Below are 18,510 nucleotides of genomic sequence, written 5' to 3'. Positions count from 1 at the left end.
TAAGCGGATGCGTAGGCCGGGCGCGCAGCCGGATGGCGCGCTGCCCTGTCCAGGCGGTTATTGAAACATATCTGCCACGGCGACGCTGGCGCACTCCTGCTCCAGCCCGCTTTGGCCCGTGCCGGCGGCGCCGGAAATAACCCTGAAATTATGGGCGATCAGGCGATTTGCAACAGCAGGCCCTTCAGGTATTCGCCTTCCGGGAACGCGGTGAGCAGCGGATGATCCACCCCGGCGCCCAGTCGTTTGAGAATCCGGGCATCCACGCGCGCGTCGGCGGCCGCGCCGGAGACGATTTTCTGAAACAGTTCGGCGTCGATCGCGCCGGAGCACGAATAGGTGAAGAGCAGGCCGCCCGGGCGCAGCAGCTTCAGCCCGGTCAGGTTGATGTCCTTGTAAGCGCGCGACGCGCGGTCCACATGTTCACGCGATGGCGCGAATTTCGGCGGATCGAGGACGATCAGGTCGAAGCGCTCGCCGTCGTCGTAAAGGCGGCGCAGCGTTTTGAATGCGTCGGCGTCGAGCCAGGTGGCGCGTTCGGCGTCGAAACCGTTGGCCGCCACGTTCTGCTGGGCGATCGCCAGGGCATCGCCCGACGAGTCAATCGACACCACGCGTTTGGCGCCGCCTTTCAACGCTGCCAGCGAGAAGCCGCCGGTATAGCAGAAGCAGTTCAGCACCTCGCGATCCTGCGCGAGCTGTTGCACCAGCAGGCGGTTGTCGCGCTGATCGACGTAAAAGCCGGTCTTGTGGCCATTGCGCACGTCGACGTGATAGCGCACGCCGTTTTCGCTTGCGATCAACGCTTCCGAGGGCGCTTCGCCCGCCAGCACGCCCGTGATTTGCTCAAGTCCTTCCTTCTGACGAATCGACACGTCCGAGCGTTCGTAGACGTTCGGGCAGCCGGTCGCGCCCGTCAGCGCGGCGACGATCGCTTCCTTCCAGGCCTCGACGCCCGCCGCCATGAACTGACAGACCAGCTGGCTGCGCTGGCCTTCGTCCTCGGCAACGTAGTGATCGACGATCAAGCCCGGCAGGCCGTCCGCCTCGCCGAAAATGAGCCGTACCGCGCCGGTGTCGTGGACCATCGTCTGACGGTGCGCGAGCGCGCGCTGCACACGGCGCTTGAAAAACGCGTGATCGATCGGCTCGGATTCGTCGAAGCTCCACACGCGGGCGCGGATCTGCGAATGCGGGCTGTAGGCCGCGCGCGCGAGAAAACGGCCGTCGTGCGCACGCACCAGCACGGTGGCGCCGGGCGCGGGATTGCCGTCGATCCGGTCAATCGCGTTGGCATAGACCCACGGATGGCGGCGCAGCAGCGACTTTTCTTTCGACGGTTTGAGCGTAACGGTATTCATCAGGGTGTCAGAGAGAGCAATGGGCCGCGCTGCGTAACGCATGCGGCGGGTAAAGCGAAGGCGAAGACTGCACGCCGCGAGTCGCGGAGTCAGTCGCGTTTTTTGGCGCGCGGATGCGCCTGATCGTAGACGTGCGCGAGATGCTGGAAATCGAGCGCGGTGTAGACCTGCGTCGCGGTGATGCTCGCGTGGCCGAGCAATTCCTGCACGGCGCGCAGATCGCCGCTCGACTGCAGCACGTGCGTGGCGAACGAATGCCGCAGCACGTGCGGATGCACATTGGCGGGAATGCCGGCGACCAGCGCCGCGCGCTTCACGCGCTCGCGCACGACGTTCGGCGACAGACGGTTGCCGCGCACCGACAGGAACAGTGGATGCGGATCGTGCTTCACCATCTGGTCACGGACGGCGAGCCAGGCGCTCAAGGCTTCCAGCGCCTTGCTGCCGACCGGCACGACGCGGCGCCGATTGCCCTTGCCGAGCACTTCGACTTCGGCGGAGTCGAGCTTGAGCCAGCCAGCCGAGCGGTAGCCGTCGGCATCGGCGAAACGGGCGTCGAGGCCGACCAGTTCCGCGAGTCGCAGGCCCGACGAGTAGAACAGTTCGAGCATGGCGTGATCGCGCAAACCTTCGGGCGATGCGGCGGGCGGACTTTCCATCAGACGTGTGGCGTCGTCGACGGAAAGCGCTTTGGGCAGCGGCTTGGCCTGCTTTGGCGCGCGCACGGTGGCGACCGGATTGGCCGGCAGATCGACGCGGCCGGCGAGCCAGCGGTAAAACGCGCGCCACGCCGACAGCCGGTGACTGATCGAACGCGCCGTCAGGCCGCCCGCGTGCGCTCGCGAAACGGCGCCGCGAATATCCACGGCGGTGAGGCTTTCGAGCGGCCGGCCTTTGGCCAACTGCTTGAGTTCTTCGAGTTCGTGGGTGTAGCCGCGCAGTGTATGTGCCGACAGCCGCCGCTCGTGTTCGAGATTCAGCAGATAGGCGGCGATCGGGTCGGCGGCGGTCACGGTGGGCTTGTTGAGCGGCTGGCGCGGCGCTGAACGCGGCTCAGCGCGGCAGCAGACGGCTCAGCGCGGCGCTGGCCAGCGCGCTGATCTGCGTCAGAAAGTCGGTGGCCATGCCGTCGTGGAAGCGGCGCGCGTCGGCCGAGCCCATCACCAGCAGGCCGAAGGTCGGCGCTTCTTCCTTGCCCTCGGGGTCACGCAGCGCGAGCAGGGCGATCGATTCGGTGGCGTGCGCCGACTCGGACGCCGTATGGCCGGCCGTGCCTTCGTCGCTCACGGCGGTCACGGACGGCGCGAGCCACTGCGCCGCCTCGAAGCCGGTATTAGCGCCGCAATACGGCGTGGTCAGGCTGTTGGCGAAGATGCGTACTTCCTCGCCGACGTGGCGCGCGAAGTCGGCCTGAGCATACGGCTCGGCCACATCCCACACGCGCAGCGCCGCTTGCGGCACGTCGAAAATATCGCGCAAGCCGGTGGCGATCGTGCGCGGCAGCGCATACGGATCGCGCTCGGCCATCACGCGAATGGTCCAGCGGTTGAATTTCGACGCGATGCTGTCGTTCTCGTGGCCGTAGCGCAGGAGTTCGGCGAGGCGGCGTTCGAGGTGCTTGTTCTTGTCGCGCAACATTTCCATCTGCCGTTCCTGCAGCGACACCGCGGCTTTGCCGTGTGGATTCGCGAGGCGGATCGTCGCGAGCATTTCCGCGTGTTCGGCGAAAAATTCAGGATTGGCGAGCAGATATTCGGCGACTTCGCGATCGTTCATGGTTTCGGCTAAAGGACTACGGGGCGACGCCTTGGGGCGACGCATCGGTCAATGAATTTATGCGGCCTGTGAATCGGCTAATGAGTCGGGCAGTTCGATTTCGCCTTCGAAGACGGTCGCGGCAGGTCCCGCCATCAGCAGCGGCTCGCCTTCTTGCGTGCTGTCCCATGTGATCGTCAGTTTGCCGCCGTGCGTATGCACGAGCACCGGTGCATCCAGCAGCCCGCGCCGGATGCCAGCCGCGACGGCCGCGCAGGCGCCCGTGCCGCACGCCAGCGTTTCGCCCGCGCCGCGTTCGTACACGCGGAGTTTGACCTCACTGCGGCCGACGATCTGCATGAAGCCCGCGTTCACCCGCTGCGGAAAACGCGCATGACGTTCGATCACCGGACCTTCGACCAGCACCGGGAACGCTTCGACGTCGTCGACCACCTGCACGGCGTGCGGATTGCCCATCGACACCACCGAAATCCAGCGTGTCGTGCCGTTCACGTCGAGCGGCCAGAGCGTGTCCGCGCCTTCGCGGCGGCCTTCGATGCCTTTGGTGGCGAACGGCACGCGTTCCGGGTCGAACACGGGCGTGCCCATGTCGACCAGCACTTCACCGTTGTCCTGCATGGTCAGCGTGATGGTGCCCTTTTGCACCTGCACGCGCACGCTGCGTTGCTCGGTGAGGCCGCTGTCGCGCACGAACTTGACGAAGCAGCGCGCGCCGTTGCCGCAATGCTCGACCTCGCCGCCGTCGCAATTGAAGATGCGATATCTGAAATCGACGCCGGCCACCGTGGGCTTTTCGACCAGCAGCAACTGGTCGGCGCCGACGCCGAAATGCCGGTCCGCGAGCGCGCGCACCTGCGCCGGCGTCAGGTTGACCGGTTGGGTGTAGCCGTCGAGCACGACGAAGTCGTTGCCCGCGCCGTGCATTTTGGTGAATTTCAGTTTCATCACGCTATTGTAAGTGACGCGCCCGCAGGTGCGCCCGAACGCCGTGTTATTTCCGCGTTCGGGCGCTTTCTTCGCACACCGCGAAGGCGGCCGTTCAATACACGCTCGGTTCGCCCGGCGGCCGGGTCTTGAAGCGCTTATGCACCCAGTAGTACTGCTCGGGCATCAACGGAATCTGCTCTTCCAGGAAGGCATTCATGCGACGGGCGTCCGCGTCGTCGTCGCCGGTTGGGTAGTTTTCCCACGGCTTGAAGACCTTCAGCCGATAGCCCTTGTAGTTCGGCAGCACTTCGCCGATGAACGGCACGACCTGCGCGTGGCCCACTCCGGCCAAACGCCCGACCGCGGTCAGCGTGCAGGTCGGCACGCCGAAGAACGGCACGAAGGTGGAGTTGCGCGCGCCGTAGTCCATGTCGGCGCCGAGCATGACCGGCTTGCCGTCGCGGAGCCAGCGCAGCACGATGCGCGCGCTGTCGGCGCGGCTCGCCATGTCCGCGCCGAAGCGGCCGCGCGCGGCTTTCGCCACGTCGTCTAACACCTTGTTGGACATCGGCTGATAGAGCGCGCCGCACTGCCGGCGCAGCGCGTGATTGATGAACACGGAGCCCGCCTCGATACCGACGAAATGCGCGCCAAGCAACAGGGTGGGCGGCATGTCGGGATCCAGCAGGTCGATCTCGCTATCCACCTGCACGAGCTTTTCGAGCTTCTTCGCCGAGCCGAACCACTGGACGCTGCGCTCGACATAACTGCGGATCGCGTGGCGGAAGTGTTTCTGCGCGATCTCCTCGCGATGCTCGGCGCTCCACTCCGGGAAGCACAAGCTCAGATTGATGTGGACGATGCGCTTACGGTTGCTGGGGATCTGATAGAGCAGCCAGCCCAGCCCGTCGCCCAGTCGCGCAACGAAACCGTACGGCAGCAACGCCAGAAACTTCAGCAGTCCAATGGCCAGATGGGCACCAAGACGACTTAGCATGCGGCCCCTCCGTGTAGGGCGTCGAGCGACGCTTTGCTCAAGAAACCTGAAGACGGGTCGAAATACAGCACGGGTGATCACTCTGTGACAATCATAAGAAGTCGCTATAATAAGGGCTTCGCCGAGTTAATAGACAACTTGCGGGGCGAAGCCGGTGGCTGCAAACCATGTGATTTGCGCCTCCCGGTAAGGTAATCCGCTAAAGCGTCGCCGCTTCAAGGCTCCCGAAGCTGGCTACGTGAAACTCAACCGTAACCACAAAACAGGAGTCTGCAACGTGGCAAACGACTATCTCTTCACTTCCGAATCCGTCTCCGAAGGCCATCCCGACAAAGTCGCGGATCAGATTTCGGACGCCATTCTCGACGCCATTCTGGCTCAGGACAAATACTCGCGTGTCGCTGCGGAAACGCTGTGCAACACGGGTCTCGTCGTGCTGGCCGGTGAAATCACCACGACCGCGAACGTCGATTACATCCAGGTTGCGCGCAACACGATCAAGCGCATCGGCTATGACAACACCGACTACGGCATCGACTACCGCGGCTGCGCGGTGCTCGTCGCGTACGACAAGCAATCGCCGGACATCGCGCAAGGCGTGGACCGCGCGCACGACAACAACCTCGATCAAGGCGCCGGCGACCAGGGCCTGATGTTCGGTTACGCGTGCGAGGAAACGCCGGAACTGATGCCGCTGCCGATCCACCTGTCGCACCGTCTGGTGGAGCGTCAGGCGAATCTGCGCCGTGACGGCCGTCTGCCCTGGCTGCGTCCGGATGCGAAGTCGCAAGTCACCGTGCGTTATGTCGACGGCAAGCCGCATTCCATCGACACCGTGGTGCTGTCCACGCAGCATTCGCCGGACATCGATCTGGACACGCTGCGAGAAGCTGTGATCGAAGAAGTCATCAAGCCGACGCTGCCGGCCGAGCTCATCAAGGGCGACATCAAGTTCCTGGTGAACCCGACGGGTCGTTTCGTGATCGGCGGTCCGCAAGGCGATTGCGGTTTGACCGGCCGCAAGATCATCGTCGATACGTACGGCGGTGCCGCACCGCACGGCGGCGGCGCGTTCTCGGGCAAGGATCCGTCGAAGGTCGACCGTTCGGCCGCCTACGCCGGCCGTTATGTCGCGAAGAACATCGTGGCCGCGGGCCTCGCTTCGCGCTGCCTGATTCAGGTGTCGTACGCGATCGGCGTCGCTCAGCCGACGTCGGTCATGGTGAATACGTTCGGCACGGGCCGCGTGTCGGATGCGACCATCACGCGTCTGGTGCAGGAACATTTCGACCTGCGTCCGAAGGGCATCATCCAGATGCTCGACCTGCTGCGCCCGATCTATGAGAAGAGCGCGGCCTATGGTCACTTCGGCCGCGAAGAGCCGGAATTCACATGGGAGTCGACGGACAAGGCATTGGTGCTCGCCGAAGCCGCCGGCACGGAACCGGTTGCCGCGCTGGCCGAATAAGCGGGAGTTGTCCGTTTCAGCAAAAAACCCCGCCGGCGTGAGCCGGGCGGGGTTTTTTTTGTTTGCGTCGGGCGCGCTGCTGCGCAGTCGACCGGCGGCTTCAACGGCCGCGATGTGCTTTCGCGTTAGCGCGGCGCATCAGCCGCGCCGGTCCAGCAGCGTGTTCCTGTAATCGCCTTAACGGCTCGCAAACGCAAATGCGAACCAGCCGGTGCTGCCATTCGTCGACATGCGACGCGGGCGGCGGCTCGTGTTCTGCGGCACGGCGACCGGTGCGCGCTGCGCGGTGAGGCGCAGCGGCGTCGGTTTACGCAGCAGCGTGCGCAGCGAAAAACGGCGCGAGCTGCCTTGCAGACGCAAGGCGGAGAAGAACGTGTTGAACCAGGTGCGAATGCCGTCGACGGCTTTGGCATCGCGCCATTGTTCGCCCAGCGCGCGGGTGCGGGTGGCGTGATGGCGCAGCGCGCGCACGACATGGCGGCGCGCAGGACGCGCCGCTTTCAGTGCGGCGCGGGTAAGACGGGTGCTCAGGAGAGTATGCATGGCTTCACAAGTAGGCAACGTGTCGCGCGACGGAATGTACGCCATGAAGAGCACCAAATGTGCCAATGGCGGTGTCGCGACGGACGGCGCGAAAGCCTGGAATTCGACTGGAAAATGCACGGAGTACAGCGGAGTCGGCCTTGGCGGCCTGTGCGCGGCGCGAAAGTGCGGGAGTGGCGATCAACATGCAGCGCAGGTTACACGCGATTCGTGACGTCATAAAGTCCGTTTTTACCCTGCAAATACGGGTTTTTACGGGGTAGATCGCGATTTGCGGCAGCGGGGTCGTGCCCTTTGCGGTCGATTTTCGTGCGTGCTTGCCCATTTGAAGTGCCATGAAATCGAGCACGGCGCATGAAGGCAGTGCGTAAGGTGCGGTTTCCCGCTGGTGAAACAGCACACTGTGCGATCGCGCCCGTTTTACAATCGAGCATCAGCTTGTGGACAGTAATGGAACACCATGTCACTTCATTCCAAGAAAGAGCAGATTCAGACGTTGCGGGAGCAGGGTTTTGTCGTGGTGCCCGGATTGGTGTCGCCCGAGCGTTGCGATGAATTGAAGCAGATTGCGCACCGTCAGTTGCAGGAAGCGGCCGCGCCGATCGAGTTCGAAGCGGATCTGCAGTATCCCGGCGCGCCGACTTCCAAGCAGGCGCCCGGCGGCCATACGGTGCGGCGGCTGCTGGATGCGTACGCACGTCATCCGAGTTTCGCGCAATGGGCGACCGCGCCGGAAATTCGCGGCTGGATGGAGCTGTATTTCGGTGAGGAGCCGCGCCTGTCGCGCGCGCACCATAACTGCATGATGACCAAGCATCCGGCGTACGGTAGCTTGACCGGCTGGCATCGCGACGTGCGGTATTGGTCGTTCGAGCGGGACGATCTGGTTTCGGTGTGGCTTGCGGTCGGCGCGGAGACGGTGGATAACGGCGCGCTGTGGCTGGTGCCGAAGTCGCACAGCGCCGCGTTCACATCTGACCGTTTCGATCAGGCCAAATTCTTCCGCTCCGATCTGGAGGAGAATCAGGAATGGATTCGCACCGCGGTGTCACCTGAACTGAAGGCCGGTGACGTGGTGTTCTTCCACTGCAATACGCTGCATTCGGCCGGCAAGAACATCAGCGATCAGGTGAAGTTTTCGCTGGTGTACACCTATCACGGCGCGAGCAACGTGCCGCTGCCTGGAACCCGTTCGGCTGCGAAGCCCGAGGTGGCGTTCTAGTTTTTTTCGATCTCTCGCGGCGGCGCTTCGGGTCCACGTACGGGGACCCCGAAGCACCACGCCGCGCGTCGCGCACGCCGTTAGCGCTTGCGTCCCGACAAAGCCATTCCCGTCAGGCCGGCGATCGTGGCCACGACGCCGCCCACGATCAGCATGATCGCCTTGTTGGTCGGCGAACCGGTAAAGACGCGCGAGACGTCGCTGCTCACCGAATTGAACGCCTGTCCGCCGAAATACAGCAGCACAATACCGCCGACAATCAACGCGATTGAAATCGCCTTCGTCATCAACCTCTCCCATAAGCTTGAGTCGGGCAAAGTGTAGGGGAGCCGCAAGCGCTCGTCCATCCCGCATACTGGGTGTCTGCATGCATCACGTCGATTCGCTACCATAGCGGTCTGGCCGTCTTCCTACCTACAAAAATAAAGCAGTACGCCTCCCGCAGCATGCAATTGCCCATGCCCGCACTAATCGGGCGCCTTTACCATCAAGGACACTAGCAATGGCTTACGAAGCAGCTTCAGAACGCTATTCGGATATGCAGTACCGCGTCTGCGGCAAGTCGGGTCTCAAACTGCCGGCGTTGTCGCTCGGCCTGTGGCACAACTTCGGCGACACCACGCCGATTTCCACGCAGCGCGACATCCTGCGCACGGCCTTCGACCTGGGCATCACACACTTCGACCTCGCCAACAACTACGGGCCGCCGTACGGCAGCGCCGAAACCAATTTCGGCCGACTCTTCAAGGACGACTTCAAGCCGTATCGCGATGAACTGCTGATTTCGTCGAAGGCCGGTTGGGACATGTGGCCGGGTCCGTACGGTCAAGGCGGCGGCTCGCGCAAATACGTGCTCGCAAGTCTCGATCAGAGCCTGCAACGCATGGGCCTCGACTACGTCGATATTTTCTATTCGCATCGTTTCGATGCCGATACGCCGCTCGAAGAAACCGCGGGTGCGTTGGCGAGCGCCGTGCAGCAGGGCAAGGCGCTGTACATCGGGATTTCGTCGTACTCGGCAACGAAAACGCTCGAAATGGCGAAACTGCTCGCCGAGTACAAGGTGCCGTTGCTGATTCATCAGCCCGCGTACAACATGCTCAACCGCTGGATCGAACACGAGCTGCTGGATACGCTGGAAAAGGTCGGCGCGGGCGCCATCGCGTTCACGCCGTTGGCTCAGGGTCTGCTCACCGGCAAATACCTGAACGGCGTGCCGGACGACGCGCGCGTCAACAAGCCGGGCGGCGGTTCGTTGAAGCAGGAGCATTTGAGCGCGCAGAACATCGAGCACGTGCGCAAGCTCAACGACATCGCGCAACGTCGCGGTCAGAGCCTGGCGCAGATGGCGCTCGCCTGGGCGCTGCGCGATCCGCGCGTGACGTCCGTGCTGATCGGTGCAAGCCGTGCGGAGCAGGTACGCGAGAACGTCGGCGCGCTGAAGAATCTCGCGTTCTCGAAGGACGAACTGGCCGAGATCGACCGCTACGCGACCGAAGGTGGCATCAACCTGTGGGAAAAGCCGTCGACGGATCAGGCGATCTGATACCGGCGCCTTGGCCTTTCACGCCACAGCAATAGAAAAGCCGCCCACGGGGCGGCTTTTTTCTTCTAGACGAGCGCCGGCAAACCTTCGACCAGCACGACCGCGAACACTACGCCGATCAGCGCGCCAAGCACGCGCAACGCGTTGTGCCGGAATTCAGTCTTGCAGGGAAGCGCACCGACAAACAAAGCCCCGGCCAACGCCATCGGAATGACCAGGATGAAATCGCCGATCGTGAAGTAGGTCGTCATTCTCGTCTCCATATATATTCCGGCGAAGGCGGCGGCTCGATTTATGGAGTCATGCACCGTCCACGCTCGATTTGAGTATAGGAGACAAGTCGGGTCGATATACCGACGCTTTGCGGCGCTGCAGCGGCTATTCGCAAGCCGCTGAACCCGGCGCGGCAAGGGCCGCCGCGATTGCCGCGACGCAGCAAATACGACGCAAAAAATGTAGCGTTCGCTTACGTCGGCCTTACGTTTTAGCGTCATTCAATGCGCGCTGGGTCGCCGCGCGTCCATCAGATTCGAGGTTGCTCACGTCCGCGCAAGCGCATCGTTGCAAGCAGGCCGATGACAAGGAGCACGCCCACCAGCCCCGCGACACCGTTCCATCCGAAACCGGCCCACACGTGACCGCCGTACGAGCCGACCACGCTTGAGCCGATGTAATACGCGAGCAGATACAACGCGGCGGCCTGACCTTTGGCATCCTTGGCGAGCCGTCCGACCCAACTGCTCGCCACCGAATGTCCGGCGAAGAAGCCGAACGTCACGCAAGCGATGCCGGCCGCGATCGCCGCCAACGGCTGCAACATGGTGAGCGCGAGACCGAGCGCCATCAACAGCAAGCTGGCAGTGAGCACGCGAGCGCGGCCGAACGTATCGGCCATGCGTCCCGACCATGGCGAGGCGACCACACCCGTCAGATACACGATGAAGATCGCGCCGATCTCCGTCTGATTCAACTGATAAGGCGGCGCGAGCAGCCGGTAGCCGATGTAGTTGTACAGCGTGACGAAGCTGCCCATCAGCACGAAGCCGAGCAGAAACAACAGAGACAGTCCGGGCCGCGTGAATTGCTTGAGCAAGGCGGTACGGTGGTGCGTGAAGCCGAGTCCGCGCCGCGGCACGAAATGACGAGACGGTGGCAGCAACGCGCGAAACGCGAGCATCGACAGAATACCGAGCACGCCGATCGTGCCGATCGCGACGCGCCACGAAAACAGATCCGCGACGACGCCGGTGATCACGCGTCCGGCCATCCCGCCGATCGCCGTGCCGCCGACGTAGAGTCCCATCGCGAGGCCGAGGCCGTCGGGGTGCACTTCTTCCGCGAGATAGGCCATCGCGACGGCGGGCACGCCGCCGAGCGCGAGCCCTTCGAGCGTGCGCAGCACGAGCAGTTGATGCCACTGCGGCGCGATCGACACACCGATGGTCAGCAGCGCGGAAACGGTGAGCGACAGCGTCATCAGCTTGTGACGGCTCCAGCCTTCCGAAACGAAGCCGGCGACGAACACGGCAAGCGCGAGCGCGGCCGTGGTCAGCGAGAGCGACAGGCTGCTTTGTGCCGGTGTCACGTTGAACGCCGTTGAAAACGACGGCAGCAACGGCTGCACGCAATAGAGAAGCGAGAACGTCGCGTAGCCGGCGAACAGCAGCGCGATGCTGGCGCGCCAGTACGCGCGTGTGCCGCGTTCGAGATAAGGGATGTCGGGCACGGCGGAAGCGGTCGAAGAAGCGGTTGAAGCAGGAGCAGCCGAAGTAGCAGTCCGGTGGGAGTCCGGCGGCGGGGTCACGAAAAAAATCTCCTCAGGGATACAAAGGACACAAAGGAGTTAAGGATACGCTGAAAAAGGCGCGCGAGTCGGTGCCGCGGGCAGTTAGCCGCCACTACGACGCGATCTGCCGGCGCGCCCTGCGCCCTCTTCGCGGCATCGAAAAACGATGACTACCCGTGCGCCGCGGCATCGCTCGCGGGTGCGGATGGATGCACGATCTGCTCGTCCGTCGGCAGCGCGGACGCGTCCCAGCCGCCGCCCAGCGCCTTGATCAACGCCACGCTCGCCGCCATCCGCCGACGCGCGATCGACACGGCGTCGCGCTCGTTGGTGAGCGCGGTGGTTTGCGCGACCACCACGTCGAGATACGTGATCGCACCGTTCTTGTAGCGATTCGATACGACTGCCAGCGCGCGCTGCGCGGCGGCCACCGCATCGTCCTGCGCGGTCGCTTCCTGTTCGAGCACACGCAGGGCTGCGAGATTGTCCTCGACCTGGCCAAAAGCGCTCAATACGGTCTGCCGGTATTGCGCGACGCTCTCGTCGTAATGCGCGCGGGCCTGCTCCTTCACGGAAGCGCGTCCGCCGAAGTCGAGCAGCGTGCCCGCCAACGTCGGCCCCAGCGACCACAGTCGGCTCGGCGCCAGCAACCACTGACTGTAGTTAGTCGCTTCGAGGCCACCCGTCACCGACAAGATGAGGTTCGGAAAAAACGCCGCCGTCGCCACACCGATCTGTGCATTCATGTCGGCGACGTGCCGTTCGGCCGCCGCAATGTCCGGGCGGCGTTCGAGCAACGCGGACGGCACGCCCGCCGCCGCTACGACCGGCACCGCGGTGAGCGGCGCAACCGGCAGCGAAAAAGTGGAAGGCGGCTGGCCGATCAGGATCGCGATCGCGTGTTCGAGTTGCGCGCGCTGCACGCCGAGGTCGAATGCTTGCGCCTGGGTGGTCTTCAGTTGCGTCTGCGCCTGCGCGACATCGGCATCCGTGGCGATGCCGCCGGTGTAGCGGTGCTGCGTCAGATCGAGGGCTTGCTTGTAGGCCTCGATCGTGTCGTCGAGCAGTTGGCGCTCCTGATCGAGTCCGCGCAACTCGAAGTAGTCGGTGGCGAGTTCGGCCTGCATCGACAGGAGCACGGCTTGCGCATCGGCGGCGCTGGCCTGCGCTTCGGCTTTCGCGCCTTCGACACTGCGCGACACGCGGCCCCACAGGTCGGGTTCCCACGACGCGTCGGCTTGCACGAGGTAGTCGTTTAGCGTGAGGCCGGCGGTCGACTTGTGCAGCACGTTCTCCGACGAACGCGCGCGTGAATAGGCGCCGTTCGCGGTGACGACCGGGAAGAAACTCGAGCGATATTGCGCCACCGTTGCGCGGGCGGCGCGAAAGCGCGCTTCGGCGGCCTGCACGTTCTGGTTCGCGCTCGCGACCTGTTGTTCGAGTGCGTCGAGCGACGGGTCTGCGTAGACGCTCCACCACGCGCCGCGTGTGAGCGTGTCGGCGGGTTGCGCGGGTTTCCAGGCGGTGCCGTCGAGTTCCTTGTAGGTTGCGGTAGTGGAGGTGGTCGGCTTCACGTAGTCTGGGCCGACGGTGCAGGCGGTGAGTGCGCACGCGCCTGCTAATGCCAAAGCGGACGTGCGCAGCGAGACGTGGCGCAGCGACGGAGCGACGCAACGGCGACGGGATGCCGGCGCGTTCATGACGATGTCCTCGCGGACTGCAATGTGGCGACATGAGCTGCCGGCGAGTTTTCCGCTATTGCGCCGGATGTGCCCGCCGCCCGTTGACCGCTTGCCGCTGTCCCGGGCACGACCTCTACGGCGCCGCTGTTCGCTATTGCGCCGGAGCCGACCGCCACTCCGTCGCCGCGTGCCACCACGCCGGACGCGCCCGCTGCTCCGCCGCTGCTCGCTACTGCGCCGGATGCGCCCACCGCCCCTTGACCACTCGCCGCTGCGCCGGACGCGCCCGCTGCCCCTTCGCCACCCGCCGCTGCGCCGGACGCGCCCGCTGCCCCTTCGCCACTCGCCGCTGCGCCGGACGCGCCCGCTGCCCCTTCGCCACCCGCCGCCGCGCCCGACGCACCCGTCGCCGCACCCGCTTTCGCCGCTACGATCCGCACCGGTGCGCCATCGACGATCGAGTCCTGCGGGTTCAGGATCACCTGCTCATCGCCTTGCAAGCCGGACACGATCGCCACTCGCGTGCCGAAGTCCGTTCCCAACGACACCGGCACGAGCTTCACCTTGTGCTGCGCGTCGACGGTCGCCACAGTCACGCCATCCGGGCGGAACAGCAGCGCGTTGCCGGGCAGTGTGAAGGGCGCCGCGCCCGTGCCCAACGCGAAGTGCACTTGCGCATACGCGCCCGGCAGCAAATCGCCCTTACGATTGTCGACATCGACTTCAACCAGCATCGTGCGCTGTTGCGGATCGACCGCACCCGCAGTGCGCGCCACGGTGCCCGGATAGTGTTTGGACGGCGTCTCGGTCAACGTCAGAAACGCGGTCTGCTGCGCGCGAACCTGCTGCGCGTACGCCTGCGGCACATTCACATAAACGCGCAGCCTATCCGCCTGCGCGACATGAAACAGTTCCTTTGCCGGGCCACCAGAACTACCCGCGTCGATCAGCGCGCCGACATCGACATTGCGCGCCGTCACAATGCCGTCGAACGGCGCATACACCTTCTGGAACGACTGCGTCTTCTCTAGCCGCGCCACGTTGAAACGCGCAGCGTCGAGCGTGGCTTTCTTCGCGAGCATGTCGCCGACCTTCTCGTCGGTTTCCTGCTTCGAGACCGATTTGCTTCTCAGCATGTCGGTCCAGCGGTCGGCGGTGCTTTTCGCAAGCGCATAGTTGGCGTTGGCGTTCGCGAGATCGGCCCGGGCGGCGCGCAGTTGATCGTCGACTTCCGGCGTGTCGATCTCCGCCAGCAACTGGCCGTTTTTCACGTGCGCGCCGATGTCGGCATACCACTTCTTCAGATAGCCGTTGGTGCGCGCGTAAATCGGCGTGTCGAGAAAAGCCTGCACATTGCCGGGCAGCACGAGATCGAGTCCGACTGTCGACTTCTGCGGCCGCACGACTTCGACGCTCATCTGGCTCGTGTGCTCGGCATCGCGTTCGAGCGCCGCGTGCGCGTTGTGGCGCGACCAGATACCTTGTGCCGCCAATGCGATGACCGCCACGGCAACCGCGATCCCGATCCAGCGTGCGCGTTTCGCCTTTGCCGGATCGCGCGCTGCGCTGGAACTGTCTGGACGTTGTCCTTCCATCAAGCTTCCCCTGTCGAGATACATGGGCAGTCGAAGCTGCCTCTTGTGTTGCCTGCTATTGCTAAGACGATCGCGAAGGCGCTATACATCACGGCTTCCCCACCACATGTTCAGCCGCGCGCAAGCGACGTGCCGCGAGTCGCCGGTAGATCATCGAAAACACCACCGGCACGAAAATCAACGTGGCCAGCGTGCCGATCGTCAGTCCGCCGATGACCGCGCGCCCGAGCGGCGCATTCTGCTCGCCGCCTTCGCCGAGACCGATCGCCATCGGCACCATGCCGATTACCATCGCGAGCGCCGTCATCAGCACCGGACGAAAACGCGTGAAGCCCGCTTCGATCGCCGCGCGCGTCGCGTCGCCGTGTTCGAGCAACTGCTCGCGCGCGAAGCTGATCACGAGAATCGAGTTGGCGGTCGCGATGCCGATACACATGATCGCGCCGGTGAGCGCGGGAATCGACAGCGTGGTGTGCGTGAGAAACAGCATCCACACGATGCCCGCAAGCGCGCCCGGCAACGCGGTGATGATGATGAACGGATCGAGCCACGACTGGAAATTCACCACGATCAGCAGATACACCAGCAGAATCGCGAACACCAGACCCGCGAACAGCCCCGAGAACGAATCGTTCATGGTCTGCACCTGGCCGCGCACTTCGATGGTCGAGCTTTTGGGCAGATCGGCCTTGGCGTCGTCGATGATCTTGCGGATGTCGTCGGACACGCCGCCTAGATCGCGGCCGTCGGCGGTGCCGAAAATATCGATGGTGGTCTGCGCGTTGTAGTGCGTGAGCGTCGCGTTGCCTGCTTCGCGCCTCATGCTGGCGAGCGAGCCGAGAATATTGCTGTGACCATTCGCGTTCAGCGGAATGTTCGCGAGCGATTGCAGCGAATCAATCGTGTATTGCGGCGCTTCCGTGATCACGTTGTAGCTCACGCCGTTGCGCGGATTGAGCCAGAAGGTCGGCGTGGTCTGCTGACTGCCGGACAGCGTGATCAGCAGGTTGCTCGCGATGTCGCGTTGCGAGAAGCCGGCTTGCTGCGCGCGCGTGCGGTCCACGTCGATAAAGATGCGCGGCAAATCGGCGGGTTGCTGGATGCGTGCATCGACGAGACCGGGCACCGTGCGCAGTCGGTTCAGCAGTTTCGCGGCGAACACGCGATTGCCGGCCACGTCACGCCCGACAATCTGGATATCGATCGGCGACGGCATGCCGAAGTTGAGCGTTTGACTGACGATATCCGCGGGCAGGAAGGCGAACTGCACGCCGGGGAATTCGTCGGTGAGCGTGCGCCGCAGCGTGCGCACGTAGTCGGCGCTCGGATGGTGATCGGGATTGAGCGTGATCAGCACGTCCGCATCCGAGGTGCCGATCGTGCCGGTGTTGCTGTATGAGAGGTTGATGCCCGAGACCGGCAAGCCGATGTTGTCGATGATCGAATGCAACTCACCAGGCGGTATCAATTGGCGGATCCGCGTATCGACGCGATCGGTCACTACCGCCGTTTCCTCCACCCGCATGCCGGTTTTCGCGCGTAGATGCAGCGCGATCGTGCCGGCGTCGACCGCTGGGAAAAAGTCGCGGCCGAGGAACGGCATCAGCAGCATCGACGCGCCACAGCAGACCAGAAACAGCGTCACGAACAGGCCCGGCCGCGCGACGCGCGCTTCGAGAAACACGCGATAGCGGTCGCGCAAACGCGAGAAGCCGCCTTCGAATGCGTAGTGCACGCGCATGAACGGATTGCGCGTTTGCGCAGGCGCGTGATGCAGATCCGCCGGCTTGTGGTGATAACGCAGCAGGTATTTCGCGAGTGTCGGCACGAGCGTCCGCGAGAAGAAGTAGGACGCCAGCATCGCGAACACCACCGCCTCGGCGAGCGGGATGAACAGATAGTGCGCGACGCCCGTCAGCAGAAACATCGGCACGAACACGATGCAGATGGACAAGGTCGACACCAGCGTCGGAATCGCAATCTGATGCGCGCCGTCGAGAATCGCCTGCTCAAGCGTCTTACCCTGCTCGAGTTGATGGCTGATGTTTTCGATCGCTACCGTCGCGTCGTCCACCAGAATGCCGACCGCGAGCGCGAGCCCGCCGAGCGTCATGATGTTGATGGTTTCGCCGAGCAGGGAGAGCGCGATGATCGACGTGATCATCGACAGCGGAATCGACACGGCGATGATCAGCGTGGCGCGCCAGTTGCCGAGGAACAGCAGAATCATCAGACCGGTCAGGCAGGCCGCGATCAGCGCCTCGCGCAGCACGCCTTGCACCGAAGCACGCACGAACAGCGACTGGTCGGCAACGGGGTCGATATTCAACGAGGCGGGCACGAGATTGCGCAACGTCGGCATCATCTTCTTGATGCGGTCGACGATTTCGAGCGTGGACGTGTTGCCGCTTTTGTTGATGGTCAACAGCGCCGCGCGTTGGCCGTTCACGCGCACGATATTGGTTTGCGGCTGGAAACCGTCGCGCACGTGAGCGACGTCGCGAATATAAACGGTGCCGTTCGCTGTGGATTTGATCGGAATATTGTTCAGGCCGGCCAGCGAATCCGGACTGCCGTTCATTTGCACCGAGTATTCGGTCGAGCCGATTTTCGCGGTGCCCGAGGGCAGGATCAGATTTTGTGCAGTGACCGCATTGACCACGTCCATCGGCGAAAGATTGCGCTCCTGCAGTTTGCGCGAATCGATATCGACCATGATCTGGCGCTGCTTGCCGCCATACGGCAGCGGCGCCGAAGCGCCGGGCACGGTAGCGAGCTGCGTCTTCAGGAAGTTGTTCCCGAAGTCGAATAGCTCCTGTTCGGTGAGCGAGGCGGACGACAGCGCGAGCCGCAGGATCGGCACCGTCGAAGCGTTGTAGCGCAGGATATTCGGCGGCGTAATGCCGGGCGGCAGCGAGCGCAATTGCGTTTGTGACAGCGCGGTGACCTCGGCGAGCGCTTCATCGATATTCGCGTGCGGCTGGAAAAAGATCTTGACCACTGCGATGCCGTTCAGCGAAGTCGACTCGGTGTGCTCGATATCGTTGACCGCCGTCGACAGCCCGCGCTCGTAGTTGAGCACGATGCGCTTTTCCATCTCGTCGGCGGGCAGGCCGTTATACGACCAGATCACCGAGAGCACCGGAATGTCGATATTGGGGAAGATGTCGGTGGGCGTGCGCAGGATCGTCAAAGGTCCGACGATCATCAATAGCAGGGCCAGGACGACGAACGTATACGGGCGCCGCAGCGCGAGACGAACGATCCACATGACTAGTCGAGCCGTTCAAGGCCGCGCAAGGCGGCGCCATGGACGTGGCGAACGTGAGCGGCGGGACGCGCGCCGCAGCAGCGCGCAAAGGCCGGCGTGGCGGTCACGTCGAGCAAATGGTCTAGTTGGTGCACGTTTTTGATATCTCACCCCAGCAGGGTTTATGATGGTCTCGTTGCGACGCGTTACGCCCCGAATCATCGGTCCAGCGCGCCGTAATGGGAATAGGGCGAAACAAGGGGTAAAGAGCCCTGAGTTCGCGCTTTCCTCGGCCCCGCAAAACGGGAACAATGACTCGAACCTCTTACGCGTATCACGCGCAGCAGATTGGGTGCG

14 protein-coding genes and 1 pseudogene are annotated in these 18,510 nt (G+C 63.8%); 3 read left to right on the top strand and 12 right to left on the bottom strand.

Features of this window, described 5'->3' with window-relative positions:
* Window positions 1–158 precede the first annotated feature (158 nt).
* The 5 genes from PQR42_RS32060 to PQR42_RS32040 all read right to left on the bottom strand — a co-directional run bounded on the left by PQR42_RS32060 (window position 159) and on the right by PQR42_RS32040 (window position 5,061).
* Complete coding sequence (locus tag PQR42_RS32060) at window positions 159–1,361, bottom strand: class I SAM-dependent rRNA methyltransferase (RefSeq protein ID WP_408383738.1); 1,203 nt, start codon at window positions 1,359–1,361, stop codon at window positions 159–161.
* Between the two features lie 89 nt (window positions 1,362–1,450).
* Window positions 1,451–2,374: a tyrosine recombinase XerC gene (gene xerC / locus PQR42_RS32055; protein ID WP_408383736.1), complete on the bottom strand. Its 924-nt coding sequence runs from the start codon at window positions 2,372–2,374 to the stop codon at window positions 1,451–1,453.
* Between the two features lie 40 nt (window positions 2,375–2,414).
* The gene (locus PQR42_RS32050; protein ID WP_408212416.1) at window positions 2,415–3,137 is read right to left on the bottom strand and encodes a DUF484 family protein; all 723 of its coding nucleotides are present in this window, start codon (window positions 3,135–3,137) and stop codon (window positions 2,415–2,417) included.
* Between the two features lie 57 nt (window positions 3,138–3,194).
* Window positions 3,195–4,082 carry a diaminopimelate epimerase gene (gene dapF, locus PQR42_RS32045; RefSeq protein WP_408383733.1) on the bottom strand — a complete coding sequence of 296 codons (888 nt, stop codon included), beginning with the start codon at window positions 4,080–4,082 and terminating at the stop codon, window positions 3,195–3,197.
* Between the two features lie 94 nt (window positions 4,083–4,176).
* Window positions 4,177–5,061: a lipid A biosynthesis lauroyl acyltransferase gene (locus PQR42_RS32040; RefSeq protein ID WP_408212423.1), complete on the bottom strand. Its 885-nt coding sequence runs from the start codon at window positions 5,059–5,061 to the stop codon at window positions 4,177–4,179.
* 277 nt (window positions 5,062–5,338) lie between these two features.
* Between PQR42_RS32040 and metK the strand changes: the two genes are divergently transcribed.
* On the top strand, window positions 5,339–6,529 hold the full coding sequence (metK, locus tag PQR42_RS32035) for a methionine adenosyltransferase (RefSeq protein WP_408212426.1): 1,191 nt from the start codon (window positions 5,339–5,341) through the stop codon (window positions 6,527–6,529).
* A 177-nt stretch (window positions 6,530–6,706) separates the two neighbouring features.
* On the opposite strand, the gene PQR42_RS32030 is transcribed toward metK, so the two are convergent.
* Window positions 6,707–7,072, bottom strand: a complete 366-nt coding sequence (locus PQR42_RS32030) for a hypothetical protein (RefSeq protein ID WP_132376385.1) — start codon at window positions 7,070–7,072, stop codon at window positions 6,707–6,709.
* 460 nt (window positions 7,073–7,532) lie between these two features.
* Between PQR42_RS32030 and PQR42_RS32025 the strand changes: the two genes are divergently transcribed.
* On the top strand, window positions 7,533–8,294 hold the full coding sequence (locus tag PQR42_RS32025; RefSeq protein WP_408383728.1) for a phytanoyl-CoA dioxygenase family protein: 762 nt from the start codon (window positions 7,533–7,535) through the stop codon (window positions 8,292–8,294).
* 80 nt (window positions 8,295–8,374) lie between these two features.
* Here the strand turns inward: PQR42_RS32025 and PQR42_RS32020 are convergent, their stop codons facing one another.
* Complete coding sequence (locus PQR42_RS32020) at window positions 8,375–8,581, bottom strand: DUF3185 family protein (RefSeq protein ID WP_408223266.1); 207 nt, start codon at window positions 8,579–8,581, stop codon at window positions 8,375–8,377.
* 215 nt (window positions 8,582–8,796) lie between these two features.
* Between PQR42_RS32020 and mgrA the strand changes: the two genes are divergently transcribed.
* Complete coding sequence (gene mgrA, locus PQR42_RS32015) at window positions 8,797–9,840, top strand: L-glyceraldehyde 3-phosphate reductase (RefSeq protein WP_408212433.1); 1,044 nt, start codon at window positions 8,797–8,799, stop codon at window positions 9,838–9,840.
* A 65-nt stretch (window positions 9,841–9,905) separates the two neighbouring features.
* Here the strand turns inward: mgrA and PQR42_RS32010 are convergent, their stop codons facing one another.
* The 5 genes and pseudogenes from PQR42_RS32010 to PQR42_RS31990 all read right to left on the bottom strand — a co-directional run bounded on the left by PQR42_RS32010 (window position 9,906) and on the right by PQR42_RS31990 (window position 18,174).
* On the bottom strand, window positions 9,906–10,091 hold the full coding sequence (locus PQR42_RS32010) for a hypothetical protein (RefSeq protein WP_007179669.1): 186 nt from the start codon (window positions 10,089–10,091) through the stop codon (window positions 9,906–9,908).
* A gap of 272 nt (window positions 10,092–10,363) precedes the next feature.
* Window positions 10,364–11,644 carry an MFS transporter gene (locus PQR42_RS32005; RefSeq protein ID WP_408383726.1) on the bottom strand — a complete coding sequence of 427 codons (1,281 nt, stop codon included), beginning with the start codon at window positions 11,642–11,644 and terminating at the stop codon, window positions 10,364–10,366.
* Between the two features lie 152 nt (window positions 11,645–11,796).
* The gene (locus tag PQR42_RS32000) at window positions 11,797–13,326 is read right to left on the bottom strand and encodes an efflux transporter outer membrane subunit (RefSeq protein WP_408383724.1); all 1,530 of its coding nucleotides are present in this window, start codon (window positions 13,324–13,326) and stop codon (window positions 11,797–11,799) included.
* 341 nt (window positions 13,327–13,667) lie between these two features.
* A pseudogene (locus tag PQR42_RS31995) lies at window positions 13,668–14,903 on the bottom strand (efflux RND transporter periplasmic adaptor subunit); the annotation flags it as partial.
* Window positions 14,904–14,991: 88 nt separating this feature from the next.
* Window positions 14,992–18,174 carry an efflux RND transporter permease subunit gene (locus PQR42_RS31990; protein WP_408221124.1) on the bottom strand — a complete coding sequence of 1,061 codons (3,183 nt, stop codon included), beginning with the start codon at window positions 18,172–18,174 and terminating at the stop codon, window positions 14,992–14,994.
* Between the last annotated feature and the right edge of the window lie 336 nt (window positions 18,175–18,510).

Source organism: Paraburkholderia sediminicola (genome assembly GCF_046027355.1).
In the GTDB taxonomy this organism is placed as follows: domain Bacteria; phylum Pseudomonadota; class Gammaproteobacteria; order Burkholderiales; family Burkholderiaceae; genus Paraburkholderia; species Paraburkholderia sediminicola_B.
This window is presented reverse-complemented; position numbering and strand designations above follow the sequence as displayed.

What these genes read in the sequence shown, in the direction of transcription:
- PQR42_RS32060 (WP_408383738.1), bottom strand. Translation starts at nt 1,361, where the DNA reads ATGAATACCGTTACGCTCAAACCGTCGAAAGAAAAGTCGCTGCTGCGC.
- PQR42_RS32030 (WP_132376385.1), bottom strand. Translation starts at nt 7,072, where the DNA reads ATGCATACTCTCCTGAGCACCCGTCTTACCCGCGCCGCACTGAAAGCG.
- PQR42_RS32020 (WP_408223266.1), bottom strand. Translation starts at nt 8,581, where the DNA reads ATGACGAAGGCGATTTCAATCGCGTTGATTGTCGGCGGTATTGTGCTG.
- dapF (WP_408383733.1), bottom strand. Translation starts at nt 4,082, where the DNA reads ATGAAACTGAAATTCACCAAAATGCACGGCGCGGGCAACGACTTCGTC.
- PQR42_RS32000 (WP_408383724.1), bottom strand. Translation starts at nt 13,326, where the DNA reads ATGAACGCGCCGGCATCCCGTCGCCGTTGCGTCGCTCCGTCGCTGCGC.
- PQR42_RS31990 (WP_408221124.1), bottom strand. Translation starts at nt 18,174, where the DNA reads ATGTGGATCGTTCGTCTCGCGCTGCGGCGCCCGTATACGTTCGTCGTC.
- PQR42_RS32040 (WP_408212423.1), bottom strand. Translation starts at nt 5,061, where the DNA reads ATGCTAAGTCGTCTTGGTGCCCATCTGGCCATTGGACTGCTGAAGTTT.
- PQR42_RS32050 (WP_408212416.1), bottom strand. Translation starts at nt 3,137, where the DNA reads ATGAACGATCGCGAAGTCGCCGAATATCTGCTCGCCAATCCTGAATTT.
- PQR42_RS32010 (WP_007179669.1), bottom strand. Translation starts at nt 10,091, where the DNA reads ATGACGACCTACTTCACGATCGGCGATTTCATCCTGGTCATTCCGATG.
- mgrA (WP_408212433.1), top strand. Translation starts at nt 8,797, where the DNA reads ATGGCTTACGAAGCAGCTTCAGAACGCTATTCGGATATGCAGTACCGC.
- PQR42_RS32025 (WP_408383728.1), top strand. Translation starts at nt 7,533, where the DNA reads ATGTCACTTCATTCCAAGAAAGAGCAGATTCAGACGTTGCGGGAGCAG.